At 61.8% G+C, this 16,875-nt stretch carries 17 protein-coding genes; 2 read left to right on the top strand and 15 right to left on the bottom strand.

The window, feature by feature from the left end; genetic code table 11:
* Positions 1-6: 6 nt before the first annotated feature.
* Positions 7-228 (bottom strand): hypothetical protein, encoded by a 222-nt coding sequence (locus tag JWJ88_RS21040; protein WP_205297157.1) that lies wholly within the window; start codon positions 226-228, stop codon positions 7-9.
* 6 nt (positions 229-234) lie between these two features.
* On the opposite strand from JWJ88_RS21040, the gene JWJ88_RS21035 reads away from it, so the two are divergent.
* On the top strand, positions 235-1,491 hold the full coding sequence (locus tag JWJ88_RS21035) for an alpha/beta hydrolase (protein ID WP_240200398.1): 1,257 nt from the start codon (positions 235-237) through the stop codon (positions 1,489-1,491).
* Between the two features lie 304 nt (positions 1,492-1,795).
* Here JWJ88_RS21035 and JWJ88_RS22035 read toward each other — a convergent pair whose 3' ends face one another.
* From JWJ88_RS22035 to JWJ88_RS20965, 14 genes are all read right to left on the bottom strand, one after another.
* The gene (locus JWJ88_RS22035) at positions 1,796-4,456 is read right to left on the bottom strand and encodes a calcium-binding protein (protein ID WP_205297134.1); all 2,661 of its coding nucleotides are present in this window, start codon (positions 4,454-4,456) and stop codon (positions 1,796-1,798) included.
* A gap of 158 nt (positions 4,457-4,614) precedes the next feature.
* Positions 4,615-5,487, bottom strand: coding sequence for a quinol dehydrogenase ferredoxin subunit NapH (gene napH, locus JWJ88_RS21025; RefSeq protein ID WP_205297133.1), 873 nt, complete (start codon positions 5,485-5,487; stop codon positions 4,615-4,617).
* Positions 5,484-6,149 (bottom strand): ferredoxin-type protein NapG, encoded by a 666-nt coding sequence (napG, locus tag JWJ88_RS21020; protein WP_205297132.1) that lies wholly within the window; start codon positions 6,147-6,149, stop codon positions 5,484-5,486. Before napG ends, napH begins: the two co-directional genes overlap by 4 nt.
* A gap of 26 nt (positions 6,150-6,175) precedes the next feature.
* Complete coding sequence (locus JWJ88_RS21015) at positions 6,176-7,390, bottom strand: cytochrome-c peroxidase (RefSeq protein WP_205297131.1); 1,215 nt, start codon at positions 7,388-7,390, stop codon at positions 6,176-6,178.
* Between the two features lie 5 nt (positions 7,391-7,395).
* On the bottom strand, positions 7,396-8,289 hold the full coding sequence (gene mauJ / locus JWJ88_RS21010) for a methylamine utilization protein MauJ (RefSeq protein ID WP_205297130.1): 894 nt from the start codon (positions 8,287-8,289) through the stop codon (positions 7,396-7,398).
* A 21-nt stretch (positions 8,290-8,310) separates the two neighbouring features.
* Positions 8,311-8,709 carry an amicyanin gene (locus JWJ88_RS21005; RefSeq protein WP_205297129.1) on the bottom strand — a complete coding sequence of 133 codons (399 nt, stop codon included), beginning with the start codon at positions 8,707-8,709 and terminating at the stop codon, positions 8,311-8,313.
* A 64-nt stretch (positions 8,710-8,773) separates the two neighbouring features.
* Positions 8,774-9,340 (bottom strand): methylamine dehydrogenase (amicyanin) small subunit, encoded by a 567-nt coding sequence (mauA, locus tag JWJ88_RS21000; RefSeq protein WP_205297128.1) that lies wholly within the window; start codon positions 9,338-9,340, stop codon positions 8,774-8,776.
* A gap of 43 nt (positions 9,341-9,383) precedes the next feature.
* Positions 9,384-9,983, bottom strand: coding sequence for a methylamine dehydrogenase accessory protein MauD (gene mauD, locus JWJ88_RS20995; RefSeq protein WP_205297127.1), 600 nt, complete (start codon positions 9,981-9,983; stop codon positions 9,384-9,386).
* A gap of 1 nt (position 9,984) precedes the next feature.
* Positions 9,985-10,545 carry a MauE/DoxX family redox-associated membrane protein gene (locus JWJ88_RS20990; protein ID WP_205297126.1) on the bottom strand — a complete coding sequence of 187 codons (561 nt, stop codon included), beginning with the start codon at positions 10,543-10,545 and terminating at the stop codon, positions 9,985-9,987.
* A 1-nt stretch (position 10,546) separates the two neighbouring features.
* The gene (gene mauB, locus JWJ88_RS20985; RefSeq protein WP_205297152.1) at positions 10,547-11,743 is read right to left on the bottom strand and encodes a methylamine dehydrogenase (amicyanin) large subunit; all 1,197 of its coding nucleotides are present in this window, start codon (positions 11,741-11,743) and stop codon (positions 10,547-10,549) included.
* A 173-nt stretch (positions 11,744-11,916) separates the two neighbouring features.
* Complete coding sequence (locus JWJ88_RS20980; protein ID WP_205297125.1) at positions 11,917-12,753, bottom strand: methylamine utilization protein MauF; 837 nt, start codon at positions 12,751-12,753, stop codon at positions 11,917-11,919.
* Positions 12,754-12,998: 245 nt separating this feature from the next.
* On the bottom strand, positions 12,999-13,946 hold the full coding sequence (locus JWJ88_RS20975; RefSeq protein WP_240200396.1) for a LysR family transcriptional regulator: 948 nt from the start codon (positions 13,944-13,946) through the stop codon (positions 12,999-13,001).
* A gap of 572 nt (positions 13,947-14,518) precedes the next feature.
* Complete coding sequence (locus tag JWJ88_RS20970; protein WP_407673954.1) at positions 14,519-14,740, bottom strand: DUF1127 domain-containing protein; 222 nt, start codon at positions 14,738-14,740, stop codon at positions 14,519-14,521.
* Between the two features lie 140 nt (positions 14,741-14,880).
* Positions 14,881-15,672 (bottom strand): DeoR/GlpR family DNA-binding transcription regulator, encoded by a 792-nt coding sequence (locus tag JWJ88_RS20965; protein ID WP_205297124.1) that lies wholly within the window; start codon positions 15,670-15,672, stop codon positions 14,881-14,883.
* Between the two features lie 201 nt (positions 15,673-15,873).
* On the opposite strand from JWJ88_RS20965, the gene phnD reads away from it, so the two are divergent.
* Positions 15,874-16,866, top strand: a complete 993-nt coding sequence (gene phnD / locus JWJ88_RS20960) for a phosphate/phosphite/phosphonate ABC transporter substrate-binding protein (protein ID WP_205297123.1) — start codon at positions 15,874-15,876, stop codon at positions 16,864-16,866.
* The last annotated feature ends 9 nt before the right edge of the window (positions 16,867-16,875 follow it).

Raw genomic sequence — 16,875 nt, 5'->3', positions numbered from 1 at the left:
GTTACATTAATCCCTTTTTTCATCCTCAGCGAGAAGGAAAAGCGATGACTTTTCGGTGTTTGCAGCCGCCCGTCCAACCTTGCGGGCATTGGCAAAGGTCGAAGGGATCGGATAGTCTTTGCGCAATAATGATTTTGGGTGTTCTCGATGCTGCGCTATCTCGCTATTGGGCTTGGGACGATACTGGTCGTTGGGATCGCTGTCGCTTTCTTCATAGCAGCGCAACACCCACCCATGCGCCTGATGCCGGCGCCGCAGGTCTTTCTGCGTGACGGCACCAACCTGTTCGCCGCGCAGCCAACGCCGCCTGCGGATACGCGGATGGAGGTGTTTTACGCCACGAACCGTCTGCCGGTCGGCCCTGCCTCCAGCCGCATCTACACCGTCGCGCCGTCAACAGACCTGCATCTGGGTGTTTCCACCGTTCGGGCAGGCGATGCGGGCCAAACCTGGGAATGGCTTTACGGGCTTTCGACCTCCCCCTCTGCCGAGGATAGCGAGCGGCCGTTCCTGAACCTCGAGACGATGCGCGAAGATGCGACCATCTCGGGCGACGAGCTTTCACCGCAGGCGCTGGACTGGTTCGCGCGCGTAGACAGTGCCATCGGCAAAGCCGCCGACCCGGATGTCATCATCTATGTCCACGGCGCCAACACCACGGTCGAGCGTGCAGCGGGACAGGCTGCACAGCTTATGCATTTCACCGGGCGCAATTCCGTCGTCGTGCTGTTCGCCTGGCCGACGGCCGAGAACTTTATGCGCTATCCCCGCGACCTGCAAACCGCACTTGGCGCAGCCCCGCAACTGGCGCGGCTGGTGACGCTGCTTTCTGCGCACACGCGCGCCAGAAACATCGATCTTTTCACCTACAGCGCGGGGGGAACCGTGGGGTCGGAAGGCGCGGCTATTGTTGGCCGTGCGGTGGCGGCAGGCGCCCCCGCCCCAAGGTTGGGCGAGGTCTATCACGCTGCGCCCGACGTCAATTTCCGTGCCTTTGTTGCCGACCTTGAGGACTATATCCACATCGCCCGGCGCGTCAGCGCAGCGGTCAACCTTAACGACAGCGCGCTGCGGCTGGCGCAGGTCGTCACCCGATCATCCCGCGCCGGGCGGCCCGACATGGCGGAGCTGACACCCGAGGCGACAGACTTCCTGCTTGATGCATCCCGCGACAACGGGCTGGAGGTCATACGCGTCCGGCCCGAGAATATGGACGGGCTGTCCACCCGGTCGCATACCTTCTGGTATGACGACCCTTGGGTCAGCAGCGACGTGCTGCTGATGCTGCTTGGGCATCTGCCCCCCGCCGACCGCGCGCTGGAGATGGGCAAGGGCGAGGTGGGCACCCGCTACTGGACCTTCCCGACCGCCTATCCGGAACGGCTGGAGGATGTGATGCTGGGGCTGCGCGATAATCCGGCTGCCGCGGCGCTGGTCAGCAATGCCCTTACCCCCGAAACAAGCCCGGGCCCCGAGGTCGCCAGACCCTGAACACCTGCGGCGACGCAGTTTCGGGATACCAGCGTGCCGGAATGCTGTCGAAAAGGTTGCTGCCGCTGCCGGGATCCGGAAGATGGAAGGATTGGCGGCAGAACCGGCATGCCGAAGCGTTTTGGCTAGCCGAGCCCGATCCAGATGGCCCGCATGGTGGCGGCAGAACCCGGCATGGAACGGGTCAGACACGCTGAACTCAGGACATTCCCTTGCCGGGTTCAAAAGAAATTGGCTTGGCAAGGTTCGTCACCCTGCCAAACCGGACGTAATCGTCCAAGCATCATCGGAATATTCGATCCGCCTACAGGATGAAATCATCCGCCGTCAGATGCGACACACCATTCAGCTGGATTTCGAAATCAAAGACCCCGTCGCCGTTGACATCCCCGCGGACAACCCGATTGCCGCCGGACTGCACGCTCCACACCCCATAAGCGCTGGCCTGAGCGCCGCTCCAGTGGAAGGCTTGGTTGCCGCTGGCCGAGGTATTCGCATCGATCGAAGAAAGCTGGACAGTATCCGTGCCCGCGACAAAGTCGGTGATGACATCCCGGGTTGCACCCTTTCCGGCTTCCTGAATGGTGTTGAAGACGAACGTATCGGCCCCAGTCCCGCCGGTCAGGTTATCTTTACCAGTCCCGCCGGTCAGCAGGTCTTTTCCCGCCGCACCGTTCAGCGTGTCATTGCCCGCGCCGCCTTCCAGGCGGTCGTTTCCAGCGCCGCCGTTCAGAGCATCATTGCCGGCAAGCCCCTTCAGCGTGTCATTGCCTGCACCGCCGACCAACCGGTTCGCGGATCCACTGCCGATCAACTGGTCTGCATATTTCGAGCCCGTCAGGTTTTCGATGCCAAGCAGCACATCACTGCCCTGCCCCCCGCCGATGTTCTGGGCCGTAGCCACCCGCAGATCGACTTTGATGGCACCCGTTGCGGTCTCATAGCTGGCGGTATCGACGCCCGCGCCGCCATTCAGCGTATCATTGCCCGCCCCGCCGATCAGCAGGTCATTGCCCGCCGCGCCGGTCAGCGCGTCGTTGCCGGCGCCACCTTCGAGGCGATCGTTTCCAGCACCGCCGTTCAGAACGTCGTTGCCACCCAGCCCCTTCAGCGTGTCATTGCCCGCGCCGCCGACCAACTGGTTGGCGGATCCACTGCCGATCAACTGGTCCGCGTATTTCGAACCGGTCAGGTTTTCGATGCTAAGCAGCACATCATTGCCCTGACCCCCGCCGATGTTCTGGGCCGTAGCCACCCGCAAATCGACTTTGATGGCACCCGTTGCCGATGCGTAGCTAGTGGTATCGACGCCTGCGCCACCGTTCAACGTGTCATTGCCCGCACCGCCGACCAGCGTGTCCTTGCCCGCGCCGGCGTCGACGTTATCGTTGCCGCCGTAACCGATAAAGACGTCATTACCGTCGCCCAGATTAATCATCCGATAACCTGAAACCGTCGTAAACCCGCTAAGATCGACGCGATCATTGCCGGTGGTCCCAGAGATGTTGTAGTAATTGAAGTCCAGTTGCTCGACACTCTTCAGATAACTGCTGTTCCACAGCAGGCTCGACACCTGAATACTGGTCTGCAACCGTATTGCGTCGGTCCCGGCGCCGCCGTCGATCTTGTCGGTGCCGAAATCACTGCTGGTGATAGTGAAGACATCGTTGCCAGACCCGCCATTCAGGACGTCATTGCCGGCTCCGCCAGTCAATGTGTCATTGCCGGCTCCACCATTCAGCGTATCGTTGCCGGCCCCACCATCGACGTAATCGCTGCCACCAAAGCCTACAAAAACGTCATTTCCTTCGCCCATGTTGATCGTGCGATAACTGGCGATAGCTGAAACTCCGCTGATATCGATACGGTCGTTGCCGCTGGTGCCGGAAATGGAATAATAATTGAAATTCAATTGCTCGACGCTGTTCAGGTAGCTGTTGTTCCACAGCACGCTGGACGCCTGGATATTGGCCTGCAGCCGGATCGTGTCGGTGCCATCGCCGCCGAAGAACCGGTCCGTACCGAAATCGCTGGCCGTAATATCGAAAATATCATCCCCGGAATCGCCATAAAGCGAGTCGTTTCCGGCGCCGCCGATGAGGGTGTCGTTGCCAGCCCCGCCATAAAGCGTGTCGCTGCCGGTGCCGCCGTTGACCGCGTCTGCGCCCACGAAGCCGCGAAAGATATCATTGCCGTCGCCCATGTTGATCATGCGATAGCCGGCGATGGCCGAGAAACCGCTGATATCAATGGTGTCGTTGCCGGTGGTGCCAGAGAGCGTGTGATAATTGAAATTCAATTGCTCGACGCTGTTCAGGTAGCTGCTGTTCCACAGAAGGCCGGACACCTGGATATTGGCCTGCAGCCGGATCGTGTCGGTGCCATCGCCGCCGAAGAACCGGTCCGTACCGAAATCGCTGGCCGTAATATCGAAAATATCATCCCCGGAATCGCCATAAAGCGAGTCGTTTCCGGCGCCGCCGATGAGGGTGTCGTTGCCAGCCCCGCCATAAAGCGTGTCGCTGCCGGTGCCGCCGTTGACCGCGTCTGCGCCCACGAAGCCGCGAAAGATATCATTGCCGTCGCCCATGTTGATCATGCGATAGCCGGCGATGGCCGAGAAACCGCTGATATCAATGGTGTCGTTGCCGGTGGTGCCAGAGAGCGTGTGATAATTGAAATTCAATTGCTCGACGCTGTTCAGGTAGCTGCTGTTCCACAGAAGGCCGGACACCTGGATATTGGCCTGCAGCCGGATCGTGTCGGTGCCATCGCCGCCGAAGAACCGGTCCGTACCGAAATCGCTGGCCGTAATGTCGAAAATATCATCCCCGGAATCGCCATAAAGCCAATCATTGCCGGCGCCGCCGATCAGCGTATCATTGCCTTCAAGGCCGCGGATTGTATCCGCACTGTCGGTGCCGGGAAGTCTATCGTTACCGCTTGTACCTGTAATATCTGCCATAATTCCTCTCAGCAGGACTAACCATAAAGCTACCGCGGACAGCTGTTGCGGTTATCACATAAAAGTCAATCGCTGACCTTGCGGGTGCGCAAACTTCCGCCTTCCAATAGGCGGGACCACCACGAAAGCCCCGACAAGCCGGCGCAGACCATGCAGGTTTAATCAGCGGTCATGCGGGAAATCCACGGCTTGCGGCAGGATATCTGGAACACGTCTGTCGGACAGGCATCGATACAGCCACCGCAGTTCTGGCAGTCGCCGGACAGGATCAGGGGGCTTCCCTGCCCTTTCAGCGCCGGAACGATGACATGCGGCTCGGGGCAAATGTTGAAGCAGGCTCCGCAATCGGTACAGGCGCTGCGTCGCGCGGCAGAAACCCGAACCAGCGATGCTCGGCCGATCAGCCCGTAAAATGCGCCTACCGGGCACAGGTGGCTGCACCATGCGCGCCGCGAAACGAAAAGATCCAACAGGAACACTGCAAGGATAATCGACCAGCCAAAGCCGATCCCCGAGATCAGCGCCCGCTGCAGCAGGCTGACTGGGTTGACGAATTCCCATGCCACGGTGCCGGTCGCGAAAGAGGCCAGCAAGGTGGCGGCCAGAATGGCCAGCCGGGTGCGCCGGTCCAGCTTGCGGTCGCGGGTCAGCCCGGTCTTCTCGCGCAGCCAGAAGGCGGTATCGGTGACGATGTTGACGGGACAAACCCAGCCACAGTAGGCCCGCCCGCCCAAGCAGAGATAGGCCAGCGCAATGATGACCGCCCCTGTCAGCACCGGCGCGGCTGGCGAGGTGCCGCCAAAGATGCCCTGCACAAGGATATAGGGATCGGCAAGCGTGACCGTGCCGGCGATGTCGCTGGCGGCGAAATTGCCGCGCACGATCCATATCCCCAGCCATGGCCCCAGCATGAACAGGCCAAGAAGCGAGATCTGGCTGAAGCGGCGAAGCAACCACCATTTATGCGAACGCCACCAACCCCGCGCCTGAACGCTAAGCCGGCGGTTTTCCGAGATCAGCGGCCCGATCATGCCGACCTTCCCGCGCGGTTGCGGCCGGCCCCGCCCATGCCCAGATCGCGCGGCAGCACGCGGATCGAGGCATGGCCGGTGACGCAATGCTTCTCGCAAGTGCCGCAGCCGGTACAATGCTGGGAATGCACGGTCGGGATCAGGATCCTGCGGCCGTCGACTTCGCCGGGTTCAAGAGAGATGGCGTCCCCCCGGATCGGGCAGACCCGGACGCAGATGCTGCAATTCATGCCCTTGTAGTTCAGGCAATCCTCGTGTCCGACCAGCACGGCGACCCCCATGTCCGCATCGCGGATCGAAACGATGTCGCGGTCAAGCGCCCCGGTCGGGCAGGCGCGTGCGCAGGGCACGTCCCGGCACATATAGCAGGGTTCCTCGCGCGGCGTGAAATAGGGGGTGCCGACTGCCGCCTCCTGTCCCCACTCTGCGAGGGACAATGTGTCATATGGGCAGGCTTGCACGCAAAGCCCGCAGCGGACGCAGGCGGCCAGAAAGTTTTCCTCGGGTAAAGCTCCGGGCGGGCGCAGGGCACGGGCATCGGCATGCGAGGCCGAATGGACCAGCGCCGCCAGAGAGGCCCCGCCCAAACAGACCGCCCCCGCCCCGCGGGCAAGTTCCTGCATGGCCGTGCGACGGTTCACCTTGCGCTTGCTGGATGCCATCTTCGTCTCCTTTTGGGGCGATAGCTTCAGTCGGACTGAGCCACTTCCTCCTGTGCGCGCTTTTGCTCGGCCAGCAGCGGTTCATAGCGCTGGTCGGTCAGGGTCTCTAGAAAGGCCACCAACGCATCGACGCGTGCCCCGTCCAGCATCAGCCCGGATTGCAACTCGGCCAGCGACAGGTTCTCGGCCACTTCGGGCGTGCCCCAGTCCTCGCCGGTTTCGGGATTGATGCGCGAGACGGGCCGGCGGCTGGTGTATTTGTTATAAAACAGCACGGCGGTGCGCAGATCCTGAAACACCCCGTTGTGCATATAGGGCCCGGTCACCGCGACGTTGCGCAGCGTTGGCACCTTGATGCGCCCTGCCTGCGCCGGATCGTCAATGTCTGGCCGTGCCAGCAGGCCAAGATCGACATGGTCAGGGCCCAGCCCGCTGGCCGTGCGGGCAGCCGGGTTGACCGGCACGCCGATATTGTGGAACTCGAAGCTGGTGAAGGTCTCGCGTTGAACCACGCCCTGTTTCTGCAACTGGTGGCACAACCGGCAGTTCCAGGTCAGGAAGACCGTATAACCAAATTCCTCCTGCGCTGTCAGGGTGGCCTCGCCGCGCTGCCAGCGGTCGAATTTGGAATCGAAGGGCAGGAACTCTTCGCCGCGCTGATAGGCGGCCAGCGCGGCGGTGATGCGTTCGAACGCCTGCCCCACGTCGTTCAGCGCGTCGGGGCCGAACAGCGCAGCAAAGCTTTCCCGATAGGCCGGGTCTTCGCGCAATCTCCCGACGACGGCTGCCTTGTCTACCATCGCCATCTCGACGGGGTTGAGCATCGGCTGGCCGGCCTGATCCTCCAGGTCGTCGGCACGTCCGTCCCAGAACTGCCCGCCCTTGTACCGGCCCTTGTCATCACGGTGAAAGACCGGACTGAGCGCCGCATAATTCAGCGTGGGGGTATTGCGGTCGCCATAGGACATGCCGTCATCGCCCAAGGATACGGCCCGGCCGGCGGCGCCCTCGCGCGGGTCGGTAAACGCGTGCTCGGGGTCGTGGCAGGTCGCGCATGATTGCGTACCGCCACGCGACAGCGCGACATCATGGAACAGGCGCTGGCCAAGCTGGGCAAGTTCAGGCGTTGCATTGCCGTTCAGGGCCTGCTGGTCGCGCCCCGCTGCAGCACCAACCATGCCGACGGCGCCGGCCAGCAACAGCGGTATCACAAGAACCCAAATCGGACGCAGCAACGCCATGGCGATCAGACCTCGACTCCTCCGGCCGCCGCCGGCGCAGAGCGGGCGGCAAGGGTGCGGGCGCGCACCTCGGCCACGATCAGGCGATGCGCGACCAGATCCGCCAGATTGGCAAGCTGCGACAGGTGCTTTTGCGCCGGCAGATCATCTGCCAGCGGGGCCAGCACTCCTCCCGGCGCAAAAAGCCGGTCGTGATGCGGCCGCAGCACCGCGATCAGCTCTGCCAGATCAAGGCCCAGAAGGTCCTCGGGGGCGTTGATGGCACCGGAATGGATCAGCATCTCTTCGCTTATCCGCAGGCCCTTGGCACCCGAATGCTCCAGTGCAGCATGGCCCGTTGCAGCGGCATGCAGCACGGCAAAGCCTGCCAACAGCCGGCTGGCTGCGTCGGGCGCGTTACGAGCACGCTGAAACAATCCGACAATAGGGGCAAGGTCGGGTTCGATTGGGGCCAGCGCGGCAAAGTCCAGTTGCATGGCGCTGGGGCGGAATGGCGTGCAGCGCCAGCGCGCGCCATGGGACATGTCTGCAATGCGCCAGCCGGCAATCGCCGTGCCGCGCCCGGTTTCCACCAGATAGCGCATGATGCGGCGTTCGATAGCGGCATGGGCGCAGTCCAGCGCCGCTTCGGCTGAGCCGGCATCCAGCCGACAAAGGATCTCGGCAAGCTTGCCGCCCTCATTCCCATGCAGGCTGATCCGCATGCCGGCAGGGTCCGGCCCCGCAAGCGGCGTATCGCCGGGAACCAGCAAGTCCAGTTCCCATAGCTGGGTCACCGGATTGCGCAGGTAGAAACCGACCAGGAATTCCCGCACGCGGCCGTCAGCCCGCGACAGGCGGATGCTGTCACGACTGCTTTCCGCCTTCAGCGCGGCCCGGATGTCATAGGGAATCCACATGGCCGGCTCCTTTGCGGCTGCTCACTCGACGATCACCGTGGCGCGCATGAAAGGATGCGGCGTGCAGTGGTATTCATAGCTTCCGGCTTCGTTGAAGGTGATGGAATAGGCCTGATCCTTCTTCAGCATCTCACCCTTGAAGGGCTCGTCACCCACCACGCCCTTCTTGAAGGCGACGTTGTGCGGCATGACTTCCTTGTTGATCCAATAAACCGTGTCGCCGGTCTTCACTTTCAATTCGGGCTGGTCGTATTTCATCTTCTCGATATTGACGATAATGGCATCTGCCGGGACCTCGGCGACCGGCACCGCGGCTTCGCTGGGCACGGTGATCGTGTCAGCCGCAAAGGCTCCGGTCCCGCTGAACGCCGCAAGCATCAGGGCAGCCAGGACGGACCGCGATTTCGTTGGGAAATTCATGGATGGTTCCTCTTGGGGGAAGTGCCGGACACGACCGTGCAAAGGTCGCGTCCGGTGGAAATGATCAGCTTGCCTTGCCCACGATTGGCGAGATGGTGCAGTGGTAGGTCATGGCGTCATCCTCGGCGCCGAAGCACCAGATGATGTCGTTGGCGAACTCGGGCCGATAGACCGGCAATTCGCCCTCGGTGTTCAGGCAGGGGCAGCGGCCAGAGACATTGGCTCCGCAGCAGTCGCGATAGGCGATCAGATAGCTCTGGCCATCGGTCGGGTTATAGCAACTGGCCACCCAGGACGCGGTAGCGAGCTTGGTTCCCGGCGGACAGTTGGTCAGCGAGCCGCCCGAGCAGTCGCAGATATTGCCATCGATCGAGCAGTGCCGCCAATAGTCACAGGACTGCACATCGTTGTCCTGCGGCACCCATTTGGCACGCGGATCGGTGCCCTCGGGGGCCGAGGCGGCATTTGCGCGGCTTACGCGGCCACGTCGGTCCACCGGCAAAAGTGGCACTATGGCCGCGCCTGCCAACACCGTGCCGATCCGGCCGATGGCGCCACGGCGGCTGGTGCGGCCGGCTACCCGGCGGGACAGTCTTTCGACCATGGCATCGAATCTGAAGTTCCCCAGCATCGTTATTTCTCCCTCAGCTTGGGTAGAGACAGGAACGGCCGGGTCAGGCCGCGTTCTTTTTGCGGCTGGCCATGAACTGCTGCAGCGAGGCGAAACCGGTCTTGTCCGCCTCCAGCAGGCTTTCCAGATGCTCGCGTGTGTTGGTCAGCCCCTTGGCCTTGATGGTGCCCCCGGCATCCAAAAGCACGCCATAGGGGATTTTGCCGACCTGGAATGCCATGCCCATCTCGGCCGAAACGACATAGCGGATCTGGCCCAGTTCATGGTTCTTGAGAAAGCGGGCGTGTTCTTCAGGCGCGCCGTCGCTGACCATCACCACGTCGATCTTTTCGGCCTTGGCGATGGATTTGATGATCGGAAACAGCTTGTCGCAAACGGGACAGGTCGGGGCGGTGAACATCAGCAGCGTCGGTTTGCCCCCTGCCGAGGCCCCGCCGATATGCACCGGGCGGCCGAAGTAATCGGGCAATTCGAATTCAGGAGCCGGGTCGCCTATGTCCGGGCCGTGATCGGTGATCATCGCGCCCATGGGCGAGGAACGTTCGTGCAGCAGTCCGATCTGTCGCACCAGGCCCAGCATGACCACCGTCACGCCCAGGAAGGCGATCCAGAGCAGGATATTCGAGGCAATCAGAAACGTCATGTCAGCGGCCTTTCGCTGTAGAGGTTGCGTTCTGCCTGGCGGTCAAACCGCCCAGCAACGAGGCACCAAGATAAAGCAGCATCAGGACCGCACCGGCGATCAGGCCGGTCGTCAGCTCGACCACGCCGGCCGGACGCGCGCCCGGGTGCAGCGCAACCAAAGCCAGCGCCAATCCCGTCAGCACAGCATTGCGGCCGACGATCAGCCAACTGATGCGCTGTTTCATGCCGTTGCGGAAACAGCCGCAGTCGATCTGCGTCCGCCCGCGCAGCACGTTGATGGCGATGGCCAAGCCGAAAACCGCCATCAGGACCGCCGCGGCAACGGCGGCGGGCAAGGCCAGCGCCGGCACAAGCAAGGCCACCGCGACGGCCAGCTCGACCACAGGCAGCACCATGGCCACCGCCCGGCTTAGCCCATCAGGCAGCAGGCGGAAGTTCCGCACCACGCCATAGAACTCTTCTATTCCCGTCAGTTTCGAGATCGCAGCGGTGGCGAACAGTGCCGCGAGGAAACTGCGCATGGTCCAGAGGATCAGGGGCTCCTGCAATAGCGCCGTCATCTCAGGACTCCATGTCATGGGTCAGCAGGACTTGCGGACCGCGGCCAAGCTGGTTGACGCTGCGCAGCTCTTCACCCGAGCCGGCGTCATAGACATGCAGGGTCTGCGTGCCCGACGAAAGGCCATAGAGCAGCGGCTCGGCATCCTGGCTGACATTGATCGAGTCGATCTCGTGACCCATTTCGAACTTGGCAAGGCGTTCGCCCGTGGCGGCATTCAGCACCACGACGAAGCGACTGGCGGTCTTGTGGCGCCATTCGTCGCGCTGGTCGACTAACAGGAAGATACGGTCGGACTGGCGGTGATAGGCGGTCTGCTGCCAGCCGCCCGGACGCCAGCCTTCGGCGCGCTCGGCTTCGGTCAGCGCCTCGATGGGCTCGCGGAACTTGGCCGCCTCGGCGGTCAGGTCCATCTGGAAGATCTTGCCGGTATAGGTCGGCCAGACCAGACGGCCGACGCGCATCGAATAGGCCGGGTGGTTGATCAGCAGTTCTTCCTCGGTATGGAAAACCTCGGTGTTCGTGACCTGCGGTTCCTCGCCCGAGAAATCGACCCGCGCCAGGCTGCCGTCGCGGCAGTTCATGTAAAAGACGGTCGGGCTGGCCGGGAAGATATGATAGCAATCCGGCACGTCCAACATGCGTGCGAACTGCTGGTTCTCCAGATCGACCACGCCCACCGACGGGGCCGGAGAGAACTGATAGAACAGGAAGGTCTTGTTGTCCGGCGTCAGCGCGTTCATCCACTGATAGGTACCGACCAGGAAACGCGCATCCTTGGGCAGTTCGATATCGGCGGTCGGCAGGAAGGTCTCGGGATCGAAGACCTCGATATAATCGGTGCGAGTTCCACGGGCGATCCGCGAAAACACCGTGCTGGCCTGTGCAAAGAATGAGCCGTCCTCGGCCGTCACCGGCTGCGGCAGGAAGCCGCCATCGGTCATGCCCAGCACCTGTCCGGTCGAACCGTCGATGACAAACTGCTGGGTGATCGCGGCGAAATGCGCCGGATCCTGCACATAGACGCGCCGGGCATCGGGCTTGGGTGCGTTCAGGATGATCGGTTCATCCGCCTCGCCTGCAGCAAGCTGGCGGGCGCCCTCGGCGGCCTCGCGCTGGCCCTCGGTCTGCCCGTCGGCGGCGGCCGTCGCGGTGGCCGTAACCGGCTCTGCCGCCCCGCTTTCCTGAGCCTGAACCATGATTGGCCCCGTGGCCAGCAGGAAAGAGGTCGCGCACAGGCCTAGAAGCCTGGTGTCCTTGATGGTCGCTCTGCGTGAAAGAGCCATGGTTTCCTCCCAGTTTGTATCGACCCGGCCCATCCGGGACACCGGATGGAGGGCTATGCAAAAAAGCCAAGAAGTTCAGTAAAGCGTCAGATAAGTGCCAACACGGCACAGGCAGTGCCCAATGCGGTCAGGATCGCGCCATCCACGATTGCCGCGCGTTGCTGATGGCGGCCCAGCCATGCCTGGATGGCATAATCCGTCACCGGGAACAGGTTCACCGCCACCGGCAGAAAGCGTCCAAGGTTGAACAGCGCGATAATGGCTATGGCCTCGGCGATATTGCCGGTCAGGATGGCTGCCGCGGTCATCATGTAAAGCAGCGGGGTCTGCACATAGGTCAGGTAGTCCAGTCCCAGCGACAATCCGTAAAGCCCGCCGACCACCCATTTCGGAAAGCGCTGGCGCGCGTCATGCGGCACCTGCGCCCGGCGCTGCGGATAGGGGACACGCAAGAAATCCAGTTGATGCGCGCCATAGGCCAGGCCGATCAGCGCCAGAACCGCCAAGCCGAAACCGCTGGCAAAGCCCGACAGACCGACCAGCATGCCGATCGCACCCAGCACAGTGCCAAGTATCAGCGTCCCCGCAGCATAGCCCAGCCCATGCATCGCAAAGGTTGGCAGCCAGCCCATCAAGGCCTGCGCTCCCTTGCCGGTTGGCCGCAGCAGCGAAATCGAGGAATAGCCGCAGGGCGACCAGGTCGACAGCACGCCTCCGGCAAAAGCTGCAAGGCCGATGCAACCCCATAAAGCCGCGCCGGTTTCCGCATTCCCAAGCAACAGCCCGCCCGCCAGACCGGCGGCAAGGCTGAGCCCCAGAACGGCAAGACGGCTGCCGGACGTCACAGGTTCCGCAAAGATGGTGCAATCGGGCACGCCGACAGATTCACCCGCCTGCAATTGAAAATCGTCAATCGAAGTCACCGCACGCCTCCTCTCGTTCGGTTCTTCACGAGCATCGCGAATTTTCTGCTCAGCAGAGCGTCGTCAAATCGGCAGATCCCGTTCCTGCAGCAGACTGCGGGCAGTTCTCGAAAGGCGGAATGTGTTTTTATGCAGGTGGGGGTTGCAAAAATGCAGTGATTAAAATCTCCGATTGAGACCTGATTAAATCAATAAATATCAATGCATTGAGAATTGTTCGCGAGATGTGCTGCGCCAGAGGCAACTCATTCTTTGGTCGTGCTGCCCGTATCTTCTCTGTGCGCGGAGAAAAGCTCGGCACACCATTCCGACAGCTTGCGGGCCAAGGGATCGTTGCGCAGATGCGGTTGCGACAGCAGCCAGATATCGCGCGAAATCGGCAAGGGCGTCACGTGGACGCTGTCCAGCCGGACGAGATCCTGAACCATCAGATCCGGCAATACACCAGTCCCCTGACCGCTCGCGAGCATAGTGCGGATCACGCTGAGATTGGATGTCTCCAGCCGGATCGTCCGCCCCGGGCACGTCGAGAACAAGCCCAACATCTCGGGAGTATTGGCCAGCTCCTGCGGATAGGCGGCGAAAATCTCTGCCTCGGGTGCCATGCCGCTGGGCCTGACCAGAGAGAACCCGATTTTTCCGATCCGACGCATCAGGAAAGCGCCCCGCTTGGGACGCCCCAAGCGCAAGGCAAAATCCGCCTCCCAACGGGACATGTCGACATTGTCGTCCGAACTGTCGATGCTCAATGACAATTCGGGCATGTCATCGAACAAAGCGGGCAAATTCGGAGCCAGCCAGTGCTCGGCGATCGCCGCAATGGTCGAGATGCGAAAGACCCGGTCCGAATAATCCTGTTGCTTCAATGTCCGACAGATGCTGTCGGCGGCTGCTTCCATCTCATGCAACGGGCGCAGGATGGCAAGGCATGCTGCGGTCGGCCGACGCATGCCATCTGCGGGTTCGAACAAGGGCACCTCCAGCCCCGCCTCGATCCGCGCGACCCTTCTGCCGACCGTGGTTTCATCGATGTGAAGCGCCCGCGCTGCCCGGACAAAGGAACCGGTCCTGTAAACAGCCGAGATTATCCGGAAATCATCCCAATTCATGTCGGCGGTGCCATACTGTACTGTTCGGTGTGCAGTTGATCCGATTTGCGGGCGGTGTAAAGATGCGCGAGCCGGCCTGATCACGACATCTGCTTTGAGTTCTTCCGTCCTCTTCGCGTTCCCGGCGAAACTGGTGCCAGAGTATCGGCCGCCTATCACCGCCGCGCGCCGGAATACTGCGAAGCGGTCATTTCTGTGGGCGGAAGGCCGGCATACCTTTTATTCCAACTGAAGTAGGCCGCTCGGTTGATCCCGACCTTTCGACAGATCAGTCACTGGCAAGCCTTTCTTAGCTTGCAGGGCCTTCGCTCAGTTTCAGCACCAGATCGATGGCACTATCCTTGCCGCTGCGGTCGGGTTCAACCTCGCAGGAAATTTCCGACCCTCGGGCAGGCCGCCCGCTCCATGGCGTAAACTTAGACAAAGACATCACCCCCCGGGCATCGGGCCGGATGACACCGCAGCCTTTTCCGCAGTTGAACCACGCCGGTCGCCATATGTGTGCTTCCCGTCGGCCCGTCATTCGCACGCCCATTACCTGCGCGCGACACAATCCGCATGAAACCCGGTATTCCCCGCAGATCCGCCCTTCCCGGCCATGCAAAAACCCCCGCTGCGGAGCATCGGGGGTTTGGGTCATTGCAGGTAGGTGGGCCTCAGAGGCCGCGGGCGATACGCTCGATATCCCCGCGCGTCACGCCAATATCGGCCAGTTCGCGATCGGAGAGGCTGTTCAACTCGCGGCGGGTGATGCGGGCATCGTTCCAGGCAACGACCGTCGCGATGAGACGCGCGACAACCTGGCTCAGACCACCGGTGGCATTATGACGGCTCAGTTCGACGACGGACATTTCAGCACCTGTTTTCATCTCGCCCATTCATCGGGCATGTTGCGGACAAGACGGATATAGATCGGGCAACCCGCGCAGAGTAGCCGGCCATCCGGCAAGGCCGATATGCATTCCGCGCCGCAGCATGGGCGCGGCGGGTCGCGGATCTGCTGTTTGACGGGCTTGGACTAGCGGCTTTCGATCTGTGGTGCTTCCACCACCGTGATACGGGTCTGGCTGCGGGCCATTGCCGCGACCACCTGTTCGGGCGGCGGAGCGTCGGTTACAAGATCCGTGAAGCCCACACCGTCGTGCATCTTTGCCAGCGCGTGGCGATGGAACTTCGAGGCATCGACCACCCCGATCCGCTGCAATGAATTCTCAAGCGCGATGCGGCGAAGGATCGCCTTTTCGGGATCGAAATCCATCGGCTCACCCTCGGGAGAAAAGCCGCCGAAGCTGGTCACCATATGGTCGAAACGAAAGCGGCGAAGGGTTTCCTTGGCATGCTCGCCCACCAAAGCCCCATTCGCACCGCGAAGGCTGCCGCCGGTCAGGAAGACATCTATCTGCCGGGCGGTGGCAAAAATCATCGCAACCGCCGCGCCGGGCGTCACAATCCGCAAATGCCTGTGCTGGGTCAAGGCGCGCGCGACCGCCTCGACCGTCGAGCCCACGTCAAGATAGACGGCCGCGCCCTCGGGGATCATTTTCGCCACGGCCTGGGCGATGCGGGTCTTGCCGTCCTGGGCGGCAGTGCTTTTTTCGGCATGACCCAGCCGCACCATGTTCCGCCCCGGCCCTGCCCCGCCGTGAAAGCGGATCAGGTAGTCGCTTCGCTCAAGTGCAATCAGGTCGCGCCGGACGGTCTGGGCTGAAACGCCGAAACTCTCGGCCATGGAATCGATGGTGGCAAAACCTGCGTCCTGGATATGACGCAGGATGCGGTCCTGTCGCTCCGTCAGCCGGTGATGCTCCATATCCGCCTCTTGTCCAGTTTCATGATAGTTATCTTCCAACCATCGAACAGTTCAACCTGCAACAAGGCCATGATTAAGAATTCCGACTGTAAACAGCAGGCTGGCGTCCCGGCCTGAAAGAAATTTAACAGTTTGGTGACGTTTTGTTGACAGCTAAATGTAAACTTGCTTCCATGACAGGGTTCTTTGGGAGGAGAGCGCATGTCCATGATCAAACTAGGCCTGCCGGGCATAGCCCTGGCCGTTACCTGCATGCTGTCCAGCGCCGCTTTGGCGCAAGACTGTGCCAATCGAGGTCACCTCAACGACCGGTTCTGTGATGCCGACGGCGATGCGCTCGCCGATCCGCCGACGGATCCGGCAAAACTGCTCGACCCGGATACGTTGATCTTCAGCTATACTCCGGTCGAGGACCCCGCCGTTTACGAGGGCACTTTCCAGGATTTGCTGAAGCACCTGACCGAAAAGACCGGCAAGAACGTGTCCTGGTTCCCGGCGGAATCCTATGCCGCACAGGTCGAGGCCATGCGCTCGGGTCGCCTGCATATCGCCGGTGTTGCCGCGGGGGCGGTTCCTTATGCCGTGAATATCGCCGGCTTCCATCCCAAAGTGACGATGGACAAGATCGACGGTTCGCTGGGCTATACGCTGCAGCTTGTGGTGCCTGCCGCGAGCGATATCAAGACCGTCGCGGATTTGAAGGGCAAGCGGGTCGCCCATGTCGCGCCCTCGTCCAACTCGGGCGATACCGCGCCGCGCGTCCTTTTCAAGCAAATGGGTGTTACGCCGGGCGAGGATTACGAAATCCTCTATTCGGGCAAGCATGACAACTCGATCCTCGGCGTCGTCAACGGCGATTACGACGCGGCGCCCGTCGCATCCAGCGTGCTGGAACGGATGATCGAGCGCGGCGTGGTGGAAAAGGACGCCCTGCGGATCATCTATGAATCAAGCCCCTTTCCGCGCACGGCTTATGGCACCGCCTATAACCTGAAGCCGGAGCTGGCCGACGCGATCGCCCAAGCCTTTCTTGATTTCGACTTCCAGAACTCCAGCCTTTTTGAAGAGTTCAAGGACACCAAGGGCTTCACGCCGGTCGAATACAAGGACGACTGGGTCAATGTCGTCGCGATCCAGATCGAAACCGGCGCGACCTATGACGAAGCTGGCCTTACAACTCTGAAAAACGAATGACCGGGACGA

The sequence above is a fragment of the Paracoccus methylovorus genome (assembly GCF_016919705.1).
In the GTDB taxonomy this organism is placed as follows: domain Bacteria; phylum Pseudomonadota; class Alphaproteobacteria; order Rhodobacterales; family Rhodobacteraceae; genus Paracoccus; species Paracoccus methylovorus.
The sequence above is the reverse complement of the archived record's forward strand: the minus strand, read 5'-3'. Positions and strand labels throughout refer to the sequence as shown.

Coding starts and splice junctions, on each gene's coding strand:
- mauA (WP_205297128.1), bottom strand. CDS start 9,340: ATGCTGGGGAACTTCAGATTCGATGCCATGGTCGAAAGACTGTCCCGC.
- napG (WP_205297132.1), bottom strand. CDS start 6,149: ATGGCATCCAGCAAGCGCAAGGTGAACCGTCGCACGGCCATGCAGGAA.
- napH (WP_205297133.1), bottom strand. CDS start 5,487: ATGATCGGGCCGCTGATCTCGGAAAACCGCCGGCTTAGCGTTCAGGCG.
- mauB (WP_205297152.1), bottom strand. CDS start 11,743: ATGGTTCAGGCTCAGGAAAGCGGGGCGGCAGAGCCGGTTACGGCCACC.
- phnD (WP_205297123.1), top strand. CDS start 15,874: ATGTCCATGATCAAACTAGGCCTGCCGGGCATAGCCCTGGCCGTTACC.
- JWJ88_RS20970 (WP_407673954.1), bottom strand. CDS start 14,740: ATGGGCGAGATGAAAACAGGTGCTGAAATGTCCGTCGTCGAACTGAGC.
- mauD (WP_205297127.1), bottom strand. CDS start 9,983: ATGACGTTTCTGATTGCCTCGAATATCCTGCTCTGGATCGCCTTCCTG.
- JWJ88_RS21015 (WP_205297131.1), bottom strand. CDS start 7,390: ATGGCGTTGCTGCGTCCGATTTGGGTTCTTGTGATACCGCTGTTGCTG.
- JWJ88_RS21005 (WP_205297129.1), bottom strand. CDS start 8,709: ATGAATTTCCCAACGAAATCGCGGTCCGTCCTGGCTGCCCTGATGCTT.
- mauJ (WP_205297130.1), bottom strand. CDS start 8,289: ATGTGGATTCCCTATGACATCCGGGCCGCGCTGAAGGCGGAAAGCAGT.
- JWJ88_RS20990 (WP_205297126.1), bottom strand. CDS start 10,545: ATGACGGCGCTATTGCAGGAGCCCCTGATCCTCTGGACCATGCGCAGT.
- JWJ88_RS21035 (WP_240200398.1), top strand. CDS start 235: ATGCGCCTGATGCCGGCGCCGCAGGTCTTTCTGCGTGACGGCACCAAC.
- JWJ88_RS22035 (WP_205297134.1), bottom strand. CDS start 4,456: ATGGCAGATATTACAGGTACAAGCGGTAACGATAGACTTCCCGGCACC.
- JWJ88_RS20965 (WP_205297124.1), bottom strand. CDS start 15,672: ATGGAGCATCACCGGCTGACGGAGCGACAGGACCGCATCCTGCGTCAT.